Raw genomic sequence first — 13,939 nt, forward strand, 5'->3', positions numbered from 1 at the left:
GGCGCCCGATTGACCAGCACAATCGAGGCATACTGTCCCTGCTTGGCAATGCCGCAAATCCCAGTCGTCCGCACAAAGAATCGTTTTTTCTGCAGGATCAGACGGGCTACAGTTCTGCCTCAGGCTGGGGGGCGCACGATGAGAATCATGAAATTCCTGATAATCTTCCTCGTGCTGCCAAGCATGGCGATGGCGACATTGACCGATGCAGAGCGAAAATCACAATTTGAACGAGCGATGGCTGCGATTATCGCGGCGGCAACCCCCGCTTTGAGTACCTCTCGCGATACGCTGATCAAGGACTACGTCGCCTGTAAGTCCAACAAGGGACAAGCAGTAGAGCTTATCGGTGCAAGCTATTTTCGTTCCTGCGAGCATGAAGACGCGTCTGTCACCGGCGACCGTTCGCTTGAAGCGTGTCAGCTGCGCTACGGCAAGCCATGCGCTCTGCTGGCTGTGAATGAGGAGATCGTTGTGGAGGGCGAGCTGATGTCGAAAGACATGCCGCGGCTGCACTATGCAGGTAAGTACGACTTGTCGCAGATTCCGATCATCCGGCGGATCACGCGGCAGCGCCCTGACGTGCAGAACTACGACAAGGCCATGGAGCCCAAGGCGATCGCGATCCATCCTTGGGGCAAGCTGTTCATCTCGGCAGGGGATCCCAGCCTGAAGGACGCTCAAACCTCTGCGCTGGCGAAATGTAACAGCGATCCCGCGCGGAATGGCCGAGATGGCGGCTGCTTCGTCTACGCCATCAACACCGACGTCGTCATCGACGAACGGCGCATGCAGGCGAAATGACATGAGGACGGCGGGTCATCCGGGCGCCGCAGCCTGCGGCGCGACAGATAGAGCAGGACGTCGGTGACCGCGAACTGCGGCATCAGCGCAGCCGCGAGCATCAACGCGAGCTTGCCGGGCCAGCCCAGAAATGCGCCGCGATGGATGTCGCGCAAGTTCGCGATGATCTTCTTGCCGAACGTCTTGTCGGCGTAGCGTTCCGCGAAAACGAATTTGGCCGGTGACGGCATCGACGCGGAATTCGCGGCCACGCACCGCGGCGGACGGGTCGGTCCGCCAGCGCGCGAATTCGCGGCAACGTCTCGCGGTTTTGCGCGATCTCACGCGATGGCGGGAACCATCAGCTCGTCGAGCTTCCGCTTGAGCGCGGTGCCGTCGGACAAGGCCCGGAGCGGCGGCCGCACGCGCAGCCAGCTCGCATCGCCCGTCTGTGCCGCGAGGATGGCTTTCAGCGTCGTGAGGAAGGATGGGGATTTCACCACGATGTCGACGGCGGCCTGCATGCGCGGTTCGACATCCTTGCCGTCGATCATTGCCTTGACCAGCTCCGGCGCGATGTTGGCCATGCCGCAGATGGTGCCGGCACCGCCGGCGGCGATCGCGCGGGTGATGTCAACCTCGTTGCCGACGGTGATGGCGAGCTCGGGGGCGGCGGCACGGAACGCCTGGAACTGCTTGAAGTCGCCGCTGGAGTCTTTCAGCCCAGCAACCATCCTGCCGTAGCGCTTGCGCAAATTCGCGGCGACGCTGGTCGGGATCGCAACACCCGAGATCTGCGGGATATGATAGAGGTAGGCACGCAGGCGATCGTCGGCGACGCCGTCGAGGATCGCAGCAAAGGCATCTTCGATGCCTTCAGGGCTGACGCTACGGTCGAAGTAAGGCGGCAACAGCAGCACGTGGCGCAGGCCGAGACCGAGCACGGCGCGCGTCAGCGCGATGCTGTCGCTGATCGCGGGGAAGCCGCCGCCGATTCCAATTCGTTCCGGCGCCACCCCGGCCTTGAGCACGGCCTCGATGGTCGCGACGCGCTCGGCGACACTGAAGGAGGTGCCCTCGCCGGTGGTGCCGAACAGCACGACGCCATCGACGCCCTTGCCGAAGAGTTGCTTGGCGTGAGCGGCGAGCTTTGCGGAGTCCACGCTGCCGTCGGTTGCCAGCGGCGTTGCTGACGCTACCCAGAACCCGCGAATTGCCTCCGTCATCACACCCACCTGTTGCTGCGGCTTCGGACCAAGCCTCGGATCTCGAAGGATCTGAGGAGGGCTTGCCGAGCCTTGTTTTTGCTTTACTTTTCGTCTTGTACCTTACATACAAGAAAGGCGCAAATCTTTTCCGCCATCCCGGCGCGCATGAGACGCAGCCAGATTCCGAGGAGGTCTCGCATGAACATGGTGACCCCCATTGGGCGGCCCGACCATTTGCTCGGCGCGTTGCGCGACAAGCTCGGCGCCGCCGCCGTGCTTGTTGGCGCCGACGTGCCTGCCCGCAATTGCAACGACTGGAGCGCGAGCCTGCCGCAAACGCCGCTCGCGGTGATCCGCCCGGCCGACGCGCAAGGCGTTGCGGATGCGATCGCGACCTGCCGGCAGGCGCATCTGCCGTTCGTGCCGCAGGGCGGATTGACCGGGCTGTGCCGCGGCGCATCGCCGGAAGCAGGTTGGGTCGCGATCTCACTGGAGCGCATGAGCGGCATCGAGGAGATCGACCATGCGTCGATGACAATGACGGTGAAATCAGGCACGCCGCTGGAGACGATCCAGAAGGCCGCCGACGAAGCCGGTTTTTTCTTTCCGCTCGACCTCGGCTCGCGCGGCTCCTGCGCGATCGGCGGCAACCTCTCGACCAATGCCGGCGGCAATCGCGTGATCCGCTACGGCATGACGCGCGAGCTGGTGCTCGGGCTCGAAGTCGTGCTGCCCGACGGCACCATCATCACCAGCCTCAACAAGCTGATGAAGAACAATGCCGGCTACGATCTGAAACATCTGTTTATCGGCTCGGAAGGCACGCTCGGCATCATCACCCGCGTGGTGCTGCGGCTGTTTCCAAAACCGCGCTCGACCATGGCCGCGCTCTGCGCGCTCAAGGACTATGCCGCCGTGATTGCGCTGCTCGGCGCCGCGCGCAGCGGGCTCGGCCCGCTGCTGTCGGCGTTCGAGGTGATGTGGCCGGATTACTGGGACGTGATCACGAATCGCGCCGGCGTCAAGCCGCCGGTCGCCGCAGGCCACGGCCTCTACGTTCTGGTGGAAGCGCAAGGCACCGACGAGAGCGTCGACGCGCCGCGCTTCCAGAACTGGCTCGAACAGCTGATGGAACGCGGGCTGCTCGCCGACGCCGCCGTGGCGCAATCGCTGGCGCAGACGCAAAGCTTCTGGCGCGTGCGCGACATCTGCGCCGAGTTCGGCCAGGTGCTGGGGCCGCACATCTCCTACGACATCGGGCTTGCGGTGGCGCGGATGGACGAGTTCGTCACGCGCTGCAAGGCCGCGCTGGCTGACGGCATCGAGGGATGCGAGAGCGTCTATTACGGCCATATCGGCGACGGCAATCTGCATCTCGTCTCCTGGGTGACCGGCCTTGCCGTCGAGCAGCAGCCGAAGGAAGCGATGGACGCGATCATCTACGGTCTCGTGCGCGAGATGGGCGGCAGCGTCTCCGCCGAGCACGGCATCGGCACGCTGAAGAAGAAGTGGCTGGGGCATGCCCGGAGCGAGGCCGAGATCGCGCTGATGCGGACGCTGAAGGCCGCGCTCGATCCCGACCATCTGCTCAATCCCGGCAAGGTGATCTGAGGGAGCCTATGCGATCGATGAAGCTCGATGCGCCGAAATCGCTGTCCCAGCGGGTGATGCAGCGGCTGCGTCAGGCCATCATCGACGGCGAGTTCGCGCTCGGCGCCGCGATCTCCGAGGAGATGGTGGCAAACTCCTTCGGAGTCAGCCGCACGCCGGTGCGCGAGGCGATGGGCCAGCTGCAGGCGCAGGGCCTCGTCGTGATCCGGCCGCAGGTCGGCAGTTTCGTGTTCACACCGAGCGCCGAGGACATCACTGCGCTCTGCACCTTCCGTATTGCGCTGGAGCCCAAGGCCGCCGAGCTCGCCTTCCACCATGATCGCGACGGTGCGATCGCGACGATGAGCGAGGCGATCGCGGCGATGGAGCCGGCAATTGCGGCCAAAGACAATATCGCCTATGGCCGCGCCGACGCCACCTTTCACGAAGGGCTGTTCGCCCATTGCGGCAACCGCTATCTCGCCGAATCCTATCAGCTCGTCTCCGGCCGCGTCGCCGCACTGCGCACCAATTTGACCTCGCCGATCGACGTGCGCACCCGCACGTCCTTCGACGAGCATCGCAAGCTGCTCGACTTGTTTTCCCGCGGCGAGTTCGCCTCCTTCGCAGCGCTGATGACCACGCACGTCACCAATTCGGGCCTGGTCTATGCCAAAGCGCTGAAGGTCGACTGAGCGCTGCTATCGCGCGCCTTTCGAGCCAGGCCTGTCCAGGAATTCCAGCGCGGTGTTGATCTGTTCGAGCTGATGCTCGATTTGGTCGCGGTCCTCGACTGACGGCGCCTTCTCGAGCTGCTCGACGAGCTTTTGCTTTCGCAACAGCAAGTTCTCTATGACTGTACTCACGAGTTCCCCATCCGCCAGAGAGCGCGCGCGAACCGGGCCCGGCGCAAACCCTGCATCAGAATGTTCGTTGAGACAGATGGTTCCTGCGATTGAACCACAACACATCCATTGGAACCGAAGGCCGCGGCTTGCTTCACGCCCGCCTTCAGATCGCGTTACGGATGGTGCTGGCATTCGGCCGAGCCGTTCAAGGCGTTGGGCAAGCCAAAAGTGTTCTTCGGCGTCACCGGCGGCAACATGGACTCCATGGTGAACCGCTACACCGCGGATCGCCGCCTGCGCCATGACGACGCCTATACCGCGGGCGGCGAAGGCGGCAAGCGGCCGGACCGCTGCACCGTCGTCTACGCGCAGCGCTGCCGCGAGGCGTTCAAAGGCGTGCCGGTCGTGCTCGGCGGCATCGAGGCCTCGCTGCGCCGGATCGCGCATTACGATTACTGGTCCGATAAGGCTCGGTGCTGGCGGACGCCAAGGCGGACCTGCTGCTCTACGGCAATGCCGAGCGCGCCGTCGTCGAAGTGGCCAACCGTCTTGCCGCCGGCTAAGCGCCGCGCGAGCTCGACGACATCAGGGGCGTCGCGCTGTTCCGCCGCGTGCTCGAGGACTATTCCGAGCTGCACGCGGACGTTCTCGATTCCGCCGATGAAGGCGCGTCGCGGACGAAAGGCTTAACCGTGATCCGGTTGCCGGCGCTGGAGCAGGTCGAGCAGGACCGCGAGGCGTATGCAAGGGCTTCGCGCGTGCTGCACCGGGAGAGCAATCCCGGCAACGCGCGGCCGCTGGTGCAGCGTCATGGCGACCGCGACCTCTGGCTGAACCCGCCGCCGATCCCGCTGACCAGCGACGAGATGGGCGCGGTCTACGATCTTCCTTACGCGCGCGCACCGCATCCGTCCTATGGCGAGGCAAAGATCCCCGCCTGGGACATGATCAAGTTTTCGGTGACGATCATGCGCGGCTGCTTTGGCGGCTGGACCTTCTGCTCGATCACCGAGCACGAGGGCCGCATCATCCAGAACCGCTCCGAAGGATCGATCCTGCGCGAGATCGAAAAAATCCGCGACAAGACGCCCGGCTTCACCGGCGTCATCTCCGACATCGGCGGTCCCACCGCCAACATGTACCGGATGGCGTGCAAGGATCCGAAGGTCGAGGCGGCGTGCCGGCGGCCGTCCTGCGTCTTCCCCGAGATCTGCCCGAACCTCAACACCTCGCATGACGATCTGATCCGGCTCTATCGCAAGGTGCGCGAGACCAAGGGCATCAAGAAGGTGATGGTCGCCTCCGGCGTGCGCTACGACCTCGCGGTCGAGAGCCCCGAATACATCAAGGAGCTCGTCACCCATCACGTCGGCGGCTACCTGAAGATCGCGCCCGAACATACCGAGCGCGGCCCGCTCGACAAGATAATGAAGCCGGGCATCGGCGCCTACAACCAGTTCAAGCGGATGTTCGATGCCGCGGCCGAACAGGCCGGCAAGAAATATTACCTGATCCCGTATTTCATCGCGGCGCATCCCGGCACGACCGACGAGGACATGATGAACCTCGCGCTCTGGCTCAAGAAGAACCGCTATCGCGCCGACCAAGTGCAGACATTCCTGCCCTCGCCGATGGCGACCGCAACCGCGATGTACCACACCGGCGTCAACCCGCTGCGCGGCGTGCGCCGCGGCGGCAGCGACAAGGTCGAGGCGATCAAGGGCCTGCGGCAGCGCCGCCTGCACAAGGCCTTCGCTACCACGATCCCGACAATTGGCCGGTGCTGCGTGAAGCCCTGAAAGAGATGGGCCGCACCGATCTGATCGGCTCCCGCCCCGAGCAGTTGGTCCCAGCACACCAGCCGCCCGGCGCCGGCAAGGCCGCGGGTACACGGCGGCCGGTTCGTCCCGGAGACAAGGCGCAGCGGTTTACGACCAAGGGTCTGCGGATAACGAAGTAGCGGCAAGCAGGATGCGATCGGGTTTCAGCCTGACGCTTTCGTGCCCTCCAAAACAAATATGTCGAAAACAACCCCATGCACAGTAGCCGGCATGAGCGGGATCAATGGCTTAAGCGGAGTGCGAATTCGTTGACCCGTCGGGCAAAACAGGCGCAGGATGGCATGATCGGACAGATTGCCATTGCGCGGTGGGTCAGGCCGCATCGGCTCGGCGTCGCGACCAAGATCGCCGATCCCCGCACCAGCGCCGTAGCAACGTCGAGACCAGAGCCAGCGGCCATCCCCTTGCTTCGCGAACAGCACTCAGGAAGATCGGCGGCCCATAGAAGCCAAACCCCAGGCCGAGAACGGCGAGACCAAAGGCCACGGCGACAAGGCCCATGGGACGTTCCGTTTCGCATCGTCGTCAGCCGCCTGAACTTTGCGACGAGATTCTGCTTCCGGTCGAAGCGTGAGATCGGAAGGCTCGCGCCGAAATCAGTTGACCTGAAGACAATCATGTAACATGTAAAGTTACATGAAACGAGACAGTCGATTATCCGGCGTGCTGCACGTCCTGCTGCACATGGCGCAGCAGCCCGGCACCTTCACGTCCGAGACCCTGGCAAAGGCCATGGACACGAACCCGGTGGTGATCCGGCGCATCATGGCGGGCCTTCGGGACCTCGGTTACGTCCGCTCCGAAAAGGGACATGGCGGCGGCTGGACGCTGGCTTGCGATCTCACGAAGGTGACGCTGCGCGACGTCTACACCGCGCTCGGCAGTCCCTCGCTTCTGGCCATGGGCAACCGGACAGAGGCGCCGGGTTGTCTCGTCGAGCAGGCCGTCAACGCCGCCCTCGATCAGGCATTCGGCGATGCGCAGGCGCTGCTGCTGTCGCGCTTTGGCGAGGTGACGCTGGCGATGCTGAGCGACGATCTGCGCAAACGCCTCGGCTCCCGAAAGCTTCAGGGCATGAGCGCACATGGCGCGTGATCGGCTCCATTCAGCAAGGACGACATCATGACCGACGTTCAGAACATGTTTTCCGATCCGCAAGCGGTGGCGAGATACACGGAAGGCCCGCCACGGTTCGTCCCGGGCTACAATGCCATGCTGTCCATGGCGGCGATCCTGCTGGCCGAGCGCGCGCGTGAGGATGCGCGGATTCTCGTGCTCGGCGCCGGCGGCGGCCTCGAATTGAAGACGTTTGCGCAAGCGCAGCCGCGCTGGAGCTTCGACGGCGTGGACCCCTCCGCGGCGATGCTGGCGCTTGCCGGGCAAACCCTGGGCCCGCTCGCATCGCGCGCGCGCCTTCATCAGGGCTACATCGACGATGCTCCGCAGGAATTGTTTGACGGCGCCAGCTGCCTGCTGACGCTGCACTTCGTCGACGTCGAGGAGCGACGCCGCATCGCCTCGGAGGTCCGCCGACGGCTCAAGCCGCGCGCAGCTTTCGTTATCGCCCATTTAAGCGCGCCCGATGGCGATGAGGAGCGCCCGCTATGGCTGTCGCGGTACTCTGCGTTCCTGGCCTCCTCCGGCGTCGAGCCCGAGCAGGCCGCGGCCGCGCGGAACGCCGTTACCAACCATCTGGAAATCCTCACGCCCGCGCAGGATGAGGCGATTCTGCGCGAGGCCGGCTTCTCCGAGCCGACCCTGTTCTACACCGGGTTCACCTTCCGCGGCTGGGTGGCCTACGCGTGAGGTGGCCCGGCTTCGCCAACGCGGCTGAGCATCATGCAAAGCCGGATGTATCCGGGGGTGCGGTCACAATCTATGAGTCGCGACATTGGCCGCGTCCGTTCTGCCTTCAATACCGGACATCGCCAGCTCGCCCCTGCGTATCGGCAAGGGGCCAAGAGCCGACGTCAGCGAGCGCGCCGCTGCGATCGATTTTGAGGTCCTCGCTTTCCAATCCGCTATCCACCACCGCCAGCGAGGCAATCAGTTGGAGCGCCGGGAGCGCGAAAGCTTGGTAGCAGCGGTTACAACCCTGTCGTAGGCCTCAAGGGCAGCGTCGGTCGATAGTTCGATCATCTCTCGGAAGCGTGCATCGCTCACCTGCGTGAAGCTTTGGCCTATAGCGTCGGTGAGTTGATCATCGCTGACCGATTGCTCCTTCGGAGCTGTTCGCCCGGTGAGCTGACTGAATAAGTTCAGCCGATAGGTGTCTGCCGCAACTATCCAGGCCCAGTCATGCAGGTGCACTGTCTTGCGCATCTTTCCAGCTGCCCAGAACGGTCAATCACCCGGTCAGAATATCCTCACACTTTTCAACATCAACTATAATGTTCTCGTCCTTTTAGGGCAGGCTAAGCAAAGACTGCCGCCATGTGCCCAATGGGCCACAGGCTGACTTCCGCCCGAGTTGAGCTGGGATCGGCTTATTTCCTGAAGGCAGACATAGCGGCTGTGTTGGCGGAGGTCGGTAACGGGCCAGATTCAGTCTCATGCAGCGCAGCAAATCGCGCCCGATGATCAGCCCGTCGATGCGGCGAGCACGGTCTATTCGGGCAACCCCGCTTTCCTAAGTCCCTCACCGCTTCCTCCGGCAGCCCCGCATTCTTGCACGTGGCGTCTGCCACACCATGCGGCAGATGAGTTAATCAAGCAGATCGAACACCTGTGGTGCAAACGAAGACGGCGTCCGCCCCGCGATACAGCTCGCGCGCGTCATTGTCGAATACGTACTCCGCGAAGGGATAGCGCAAGATGCGGATCCCATTGGATGAGGGTTCCCGTAACCGGGTAGCGCTTTGGCCTCGCCGACAATCGCGAGAATAAGCCGCCGGTAGAGAAAATGTAAGCTGCCGGTTAAGCGTCCCCGCCAATCTCGCGGCACTCTCTCGTCGGTGGAAAAACACCATCGAGGAGACACCGCAATGACCACGACCACGACGCACAGCACTTCGTGGCTGGAACGGACATCCGTATCGACCCGGCATGTCGCCAATTTCATCTGGAAATGTTGGAATGCCTTTCAGGAGCGCCGCGAGCGCCAAAAGTTGAGCGCCACCTTATCCGACCTAAGCAACCGAGAACTGACGGATATCGGCACCACGCGTGGCGAGATCGACTACGTCGCCTCGCACCGAGGTATTGACCCGCGGGGCATCCGATCCGGCGAATGGCCGCGATATCTGCCAACGGTGGATGGCCAGATTGGGCCTACCGACTCCCGATAGGGGTCAGGAGCGCCGTTTTTGCTGCGCCCGAAGTCCCTTCTGATCTTCCTCAGACACCAGACATTGGAATTGGGTGCGGTAGGCCCAGAAGGGCCACTTCCGGATGCACGCACCGTAACAGTAAAGAGACGAAGCCTCTTGTCTTAACGAAACTGAGCAACCGATCTCAATGCTTGGGACCATCGAACTTGGATCATGCACTGGGTGCATCAGAGGATGGTCCGACGTATCAGGTCATGCTGCCCGGGATGAAACAGCGGACGCGAGGATGTCCATCGATGTAGTGCTTCCAGACCATCGTCCGTCCGGCAAGGTTGGGTTGCTTGATGACGGCGCCATCCGGCACGAGCACCCATTCGTCGTCGATGCGAACGCGATATTGTCCGTGATCGGACTTCCAATTGGGTTCGGAGACGACGTAGGCGTCAGACTCCTCACAGCACTTCCCGAATTCGCTTTGCAGACTCTCGAACCAGGGCTTCAGCGGGGAATTCGCATAGCGCCCATCATCTCGCGCAAGTATCGCGGTCGACGGCAGCAGCAGCAGACAAATTGGAACCGCCATGTGCTTCATCGCTCTGATCGCCAGCATTTCGCCCCTCGGCCATCTCAGTTTCGAATCAGCGCCGCTGGCGTCGTGGGCAAGGAGCGCAGGAACACGAAGCGGGAGGTCACTGGTATTTCCGCATCGGCGCGACCATCCTGGCCAACGAGGATGAGGCCCGCTCCCCCATTTGCCACGGTCAGGATGACTTCTTCACCAGCCCATGTCCGGATCGGGTTCATCCCGATGACGAGAAACTCACCTACGGGCTGGTCCAGATATTGAAGTCTGAGCTGCGGAGCGATTTCGGGCGGCGCAAGCCGGAAGCCCAGTTGCTGCGCGAGTTCGTAGATTTGCCGCAACGGCACCGTCTCACTCTTGAAGCCCAGGTCGGCCGCGGTCACTGTCAGAAGCGTCACCGCCGTTCTGGTGCCGCTAACGGTAAACGCAGGTCGAGCAAGGGCCTCCGCTGCCGAGTTACCGACGCCACAACCAATCGCACTCAGTGCGGTGAGGACAGCAAACGTATCCGGGAACGTCCCGATGCTTATTGTTTTCCATTCGGCAACATCCGAAACGGACGTTACTGGACCCATGCGTGTTGGGACAAATGGCGTCGCCTTGAGAGTCAACTGCCTCTGCAGCACATCACGCGGCGAGCATTGAGCGTGAGCGCGGTTCGCAGAGGCGAGAACGCAAACGACCCAGACCAAGAGCCTCGCTGCAGCCGCCGCTCCCGTCAGCGCAACCATCCGACTCATGATATCCTCCCTCGTGACGCGGGATCGGCGAGCAGTTCATACTGTTCAGCCGCGCACGAGGATGCACCGAGATCATGGGAAGCGCTTTACAAGCGGCTTCCATTCTTCTTACCGTCTGCTTACATCGCAGCTCTGCTGGGGTGCGATCGTACAATAGGAGGACGCATTTGCTTTACTCCTTTGCGGACTTCACGCTGGATACGGACCGGCGGGAGCTGCGGCAGGGAGCCGACACGATTGCTGTCACGCCGCAGGTATTCGACCTTCTGAACTATTTGATCCGGAACAGGGAACGTGTCGTCAGTAAGGACGACCTCATCGCTGGCGTCTGGAATGGTCGCATCGTCTCGGACGCCGCTCTGACGACGCGCATCAATGCCGCTCGGAGCGCCATCGGTGACACCGGCGAGAAACAGCAGTTGATCAAAACATTGCCGCGCAAAGGTTTTCGCTTCGTTGGTGCAGTGCAGGAAGCCCGGAGGCCCGCAAATGAGACGGTTCGCGCAGTCGAGCGAACCGGCGACACGCCGCCGCGCCTATCCATCGTCGTGCTACCCTTCACGAACCTGAGCGGTGATCGTGAGCAGGACTATTTCGCGGATGGTGTAACCGACAGTTTGACCACGGACTTGTCGCGCATCAGTGGTTCATTTGTAATCGCACGGAACAGCGCCGTCTCGTACAAGGGTAAAGCAGTCGATGTACGGCAAGTTGGCCGCGAATTAAACGTTCGCTACGTGCTCGAAGGCTCAGTGCAATGCAGCGGCAGTCGGCTTCGGATGAACGTGCAGTTGATCGATGCTGAGAGCGGCCGGCATCTTTGGGCCGAGCGCTTCGAGAAGCCTGTCGTAGACCTGTTCGACATGCAGGACGAAATCATAGCGAGGCTCGCCAATACATTAGGTGCCCAGCTCATCGAGGCTGAGGCGCGACGAGCCGAGCGTATGGTGCATCCCGATGCGATGGACCTGTACTTCCAAGGCCGGGCCTGGTTGATGAAGGGGTTTAGCCTTGAATGCGTGACGCAAGCGCGGAGCTTCTTCGAACGCTCTCTAGAGTTCGACCCCTGCAACGTCGAAGCAATGATTGGCCTGGCAAGTGTTGATACGGCAGTTGCGACCAGCTTTACGACGGATGACGGGCCTGCGCGGCTTGCAGCTGCCGAGGCGATGGCGAATAGGGCATTGTCCATCAGGCCAAACCGTACTTCGGCCCACTTGGCCCTGGGTTACGTCCAGATCTTTACGAACCGGGCCGCCCAAGGCATCCGCGAATTCGAGCATGCGTTGGCTCTGGATTCGAATAGGGCGAACGCTCATGCTGCCCTTGGCCTCGCCAAGTTCTGCATGGGTCGCGCTGCCGAGACCGAAGGCCATATACGCGAGGCTTTACGTCTCTCCCCTCGCGACGTTGAAGCCTACCAGTGGACGTGTTATGTGGGTGTGGCCAAGCTACAGCTTGGTTCGGACGTCGAAGCCGTCAGTTGGCTGCGACGAAGCACCGAGGCGAACCGCAACTTTCCTCTCGCTCATTTGTCGCTCGCCGCTGCGTTGGGCCTGACCGGCGCGCTCGATGAGGCGCGAAATGCTGCAAGAACGGGACTTGCGCTCAACTCGGGTTTCACCATCCGTCGCTTTCTTGCTGCTCAACAAAGCGACAATCCGATTTACCTTGCTGGGGTCGAGCGCGCGTGTGAAGGCTTCCGCCTCGCTGGCGTGCCGGAAGGGTGACGGGCGCTTCCGGTCACAACTAGGTCCGCGACCCGCGTCAGCGACGCGCGTAGGTTCCCCGTTTGAATACCAGCACTAGCGTGACGCCGGCCGGCGTGCGTGGATTCGCTCCGAACAGTTTGGAATATGAACTCGTCTCTATGTTGACGTGGATCTTGGTGGCCTCGTCCACTGTGTACGTCCCGGTGTGGGGCACCACACCCGACGCAATCGCATGACCTCCTCCGGCGAGAGACGCGCGGAATCTCCTGATGCGTATTTCGGCGCATCGAAGGAGGCGCAACTGCCGCTTTCGGCCAAAAGCAGCTGTTGGCCAATCCGTCAGGCGGCGTCAGGCTTCCCCCCAAACAGCAGACATGACGATCGCTTTCGTGGTGTTCAGCTCAGGCTTCACAGTCCTTCTTGTGACCAGATTCGGCCTGCCAACACCTGAGCGGGAGCATTCTTGGCACGTGCGGGAGCATCGCCGACGTTAACTGTCAATCGGCTTGCAACTTTGACCCCTCATCGGCGTCCAATTTTGACCCCTTTGCGCGGCGATGTTTGCTGGTAGCGCTCGTCTCGTCGGAGCTGGCCGGGATAGCGGAGGCGAGACGAGCGCGGGTGGCGTGATCGTCGTCTCGGCTTTTGAACCGCCAGCTGTCGTTGCCGGTCTCGACGATGTCACAGTGATGGGTCAACCGGTCGAGCAGCGCGGTGGTCATCTTGGCGTCGCCGAACACGCTCGGCCATTCGCCGAAGGCGAGATTTGTCGTCACGATGACGGAGGCGCGCTCATAGAGCCGGCTGACGAGGTGGAACAGAAGCTGGCCACCCGACTGGGCGAAGGGCAAATAGCCGAGTTCATCCAGCACGATGAAGTCCATCCGGGTCAGATGCTCGGCGAGCCGTCCTTGCCGTCCGTTGCGGGTCTCGGTCTCGAGCCGGTTGACGAGGTCGACGACGTTGTAGAAGCGTCCTCTAGCGCCATCGCGGATGCAGCTTCTGGCGATGGCAATGGCCAGGTGGGTTTTGCCTGTGCCGGTGCCGCCAACCAGTACGACGTTGCGTTGCTGGGCGATGAAGCCGCCGCCGGCGAGGTCATTGACGAGAGTCTGATTGATTGGCGTGCCATCGAACTGGAAGTCGGCGATGTCCTTGGCAAGTGGCAGCTTGGCAATGGTGAGCTGGTATTTGATCGACCTGGCTTGCTTCTCATTGATCTCGGCGTTGAGCAGGTCGCCGACAATGCGCTGAGGTTCGTGCTGGCGTTTGACAGCGATCGCCATGATCTCGTCGAAGGCCGCCTTCATGCCATAGAGCTTGAGTTCGCCCATGAGGTCGAAGATTTGGGTTCGTTCCATCAGA

The 13,939-nt window shown here is 62.3% G+C and carries 13 protein-coding genes and 2 pseudogenes; 8 read left to right on the plus strand and 7 right to left on the minus strand.

The genetic code is table 11. The annotated features are described in order from the left end of the window. The first annotated feature begins 147 nt into the window (after window positions 1-147). Window positions 148-804 (plus strand): hypothetical protein, encoded by a 657-nt coding sequence (locus ACVWYI_RS37045; protein ID WP_456664442.1) that lies wholly within the window; start codon window positions 148-150, stop codon window positions 802-804. Here the strand turns inward: ACVWYI_RS37045 and ACVWYI_RS37050 are convergent. Both ACVWYI_RS37050 and ACVWYI_RS37055 read right to left on the minus strand, forming a co-directional pair. After that, a pseudogene (locus ACVWYI_RS37050) lies at window positions 750-1,050 on the minus strand (hypothetical protein); the annotation flags it as partial. The gene ACVWYI_RS37045 and the pseudogene ACVWYI_RS37050 overlap by 55 nt on opposite strands. A gap of 74 nt (window positions 1,051-1,124) precedes the next feature. Beyond that, window positions 1,125-2,009: a dihydrodipicolinate synthase family protein gene (locus ACVWYI_RS37055; RefSeq protein WP_354104322.1), complete on the minus strand. Its 885-nt coding sequence runs from the start codon at window positions 2,007-2,009 to the stop codon at window positions 1,125-1,127. Window positions 2,010-2,189: 180 nt separating this feature from the next. Between ACVWYI_RS37055 and ACVWYI_RS37060 the strand changes: the two genes are divergently transcribed. Beyond that, window positions 2,190-3,602 carry an FAD-binding oxidoreductase gene (locus ACVWYI_RS37060; RefSeq protein ID WP_456664443.1) on the plus strand — a complete coding sequence of 471 codons (1,413 nt, stop codon included), beginning with the start codon at window positions 2,190-2,192 and terminating at the stop codon, window positions 3,600-3,602. Between the two features lie 8 nt (window positions 3,603-3,610). Next, window positions 3,611-4,276 carry a GntR family transcriptional regulator gene (locus tag ACVWYI_RS37065; RefSeq protein WP_456664444.1) on the plus strand — a complete coding sequence of 222 codons (666 nt, stop codon included), beginning with the start codon at window positions 3,611-3,613 and terminating at the stop codon, window positions 4,274-4,276. A gap of 6 nt (window positions 4,277-4,282) precedes the next feature. On the opposite strand, the gene ACVWYI_RS37070 is transcribed toward ACVWYI_RS37065, so the two are convergent. After that, on the minus strand, window positions 4,283-4,447 hold the full coding sequence (locus tag ACVWYI_RS37070) for a hypothetical protein (protein ID WP_247351402.1): 165 nt from the start codon (window positions 4,445-4,447) through the stop codon (window positions 4,283-4,285). 168 nt (window positions 4,448-4,615) lie between these two features. Here ACVWYI_RS37070 and ACVWYI_RS37075 point away from each other — a divergent pair. From ACVWYI_RS37075 to ACVWYI_RS37085, 3 genes and pseudogenes are all read left to right on the plus strand, one after another. Then, window positions 4,616-6,389 (plus strand): annotated as a pseudogene (locus ACVWYI_RS37075) (YgiQ family radical SAM protein); the annotation flags it as partial. Window positions 6,390-6,906: 517 nt separating this feature from the next. Then, a complete protein-coding gene (locus ACVWYI_RS37080; protein WP_456664445.1) occupies window positions 6,907-7,365 on the plus strand; it encodes an Rrf2 family transcriptional regulator in 459 nt (152 codons plus the stop codon). A 45-nt stretch (window positions 7,366-7,410) separates the two neighbouring features. Then, window positions 7,411-8,076 carry a class I SAM-dependent methyltransferase gene (locus ACVWYI_RS37085; RefSeq protein ID WP_456664446.1) on the plus strand — a complete coding sequence of 222 codons (666 nt, stop codon included), beginning with the start codon at window positions 7,411-7,413 and terminating at the stop codon, window positions 8,074-8,076. A gap of 240 nt (window positions 8,077-8,316) precedes the next feature. On the opposite strand, the gene ACVWYI_RS37090 is transcribed toward ACVWYI_RS37085, so the two are convergent. Continuing rightward, window positions 8,317-8,592 (minus strand): hypothetical protein, encoded by a 276-nt coding sequence (locus ACVWYI_RS37090; RefSeq protein WP_247445319.1) that lies wholly within the window; start codon window positions 8,590-8,592, stop codon window positions 8,317-8,319. Between the two features lie 662 nt (window positions 8,593-9,254). Between ACVWYI_RS37090 and ACVWYI_RS37095 the strand changes: the two genes are divergently transcribed. Continuing rightward, a complete protein-coding gene (locus ACVWYI_RS37095; RefSeq protein WP_247445321.1) occupies window positions 9,255-9,557 on the plus strand; it encodes a DUF1127 domain-containing protein in 303 nt (100 codons plus the stop codon). 229 nt (window positions 9,558-9,786) lie between these two features. Here ACVWYI_RS37095 and ACVWYI_RS37100 read toward each other — a convergent pair whose 3' ends face one another. Together ACVWYI_RS37100 and ACVWYI_RS37105 are read right to left on the minus strand one after the other, a co-directional pair. After that, window positions 9,787-10,149: a hypothetical protein gene (locus ACVWYI_RS37100; RefSeq protein ID WP_025576246.1), complete on the minus strand. Its 363-nt coding sequence runs from the start codon at window positions 10,147-10,149 to the stop codon at window positions 9,787-9,789. A gap of 17 nt (window positions 10,150-10,166) precedes the next feature. Beyond that, window positions 10,167-10,862 (minus strand): hypothetical protein, encoded by a 696-nt coding sequence (locus ACVWYI_RS37105; RefSeq protein WP_025576406.1) that lies wholly within the window; start codon window positions 10,860-10,862, stop codon window positions 10,167-10,169. 167 nt (window positions 10,863-11,029) lie between these two features. Between ACVWYI_RS37105 and ACVWYI_RS37110 the strand changes: the two genes are divergently transcribed. Beyond that, a complete protein-coding gene (locus tag ACVWYI_RS37110) occupies window positions 11,030-12,592 on the plus strand; it encodes a winged helix-turn-helix domain-containing protein (protein WP_247445322.1) in 1,563 nt (520 codons plus the stop codon). 479 nt (window positions 12,593-13,071) lie between these two features. Here the strand turns inward: ACVWYI_RS37110 and istB are convergent, their stop codons facing one another. Next, window positions 13,072-13,935 (minus strand): IS21-like element helper ATPase IstB, encoded by an 864-nt coding sequence (gene istB, locus ACVWYI_RS37115; protein ID WP_456661642.1) that lies wholly within the window; start codon window positions 13,933-13,935, stop codon window positions 13,072-13,074. Window positions 13,936-13,939 lie beyond the last annotated feature (4 nt).

It is taken from the genome of Bradyrhizobium sp. LB13.1 (assembly GCF_054056815.1).

Coding starts and splice junctions, on each gene's coding strand:
- istB (WP_456661642.1), bottom strand. CDS start 13,935: ATGGAACGAACCCAAATCTTCGACCTCATGGGCGAACTCAAGCTCTAT.
- ACVWYI_RS37105 (WP_025576406.1), bottom strand. CDS start 10,862: ATGAGTCGGATGGTTGCGCTGACGGGAGCGGCGGCTGCAGCGAGGCTC.
- ACVWYI_RS37100 (WP_025576246.1), bottom strand. CDS start 10,149: ATGCTGGCGATCAGAGCGATGAAGCACATGGCGGTTCCAATTTGTCTG.
- ACVWYI_RS37065 (WP_456664444.1), top strand. CDS start 3,611: ATGCGATCGATGAAGCTCGATGCGCCGAAATCGCTGTCCCAGCGGGTG.
- ACVWYI_RS37060 (WP_456664443.1), top strand. CDS start 2,190: ATGAACATGGTGACCCCCATTGGGCGGCCCGACCATTTGCTCGGCGCG.
- ACVWYI_RS37045 (WP_456664442.1), top strand. CDS start 148: ATGAAATTCCTGATAATCTTCCTCGTGCTGCCAAGCATGGCGATGGCG.
- ACVWYI_RS37080 (WP_456664445.1), top strand. CDS start 6,907: ATGAAACGAGACAGTCGATTATCCGGCGTGCTGCACGTCCTGCTGCAC.
- ACVWYI_RS37090 (WP_247445319.1), bottom strand. CDS start 8,592: ATGCGCAAGACAGTGCACCTGCATGACTGGGCCTGGATAGTTGCGGCA.
- ACVWYI_RS37095 (WP_247445321.1), top strand. CDS start 9,255: ATGACCACGACCACGACGCACAGCACTTCGTGGCTGGAACGGACATCC.
- ACVWYI_RS37085 (WP_456664446.1), top strand. CDS start 7,411: ATGTTTTCCGATCCGCAAGCGGTGGCGAGATACACGGAAGGCCCGCCA.
- ACVWYI_RS37055 (WP_354104322.1), bottom strand. CDS start 2,009: ATGACGGAGGCAATTCGCGGGTTCTGGGTAGCGTCAGCAACGCCGCTG.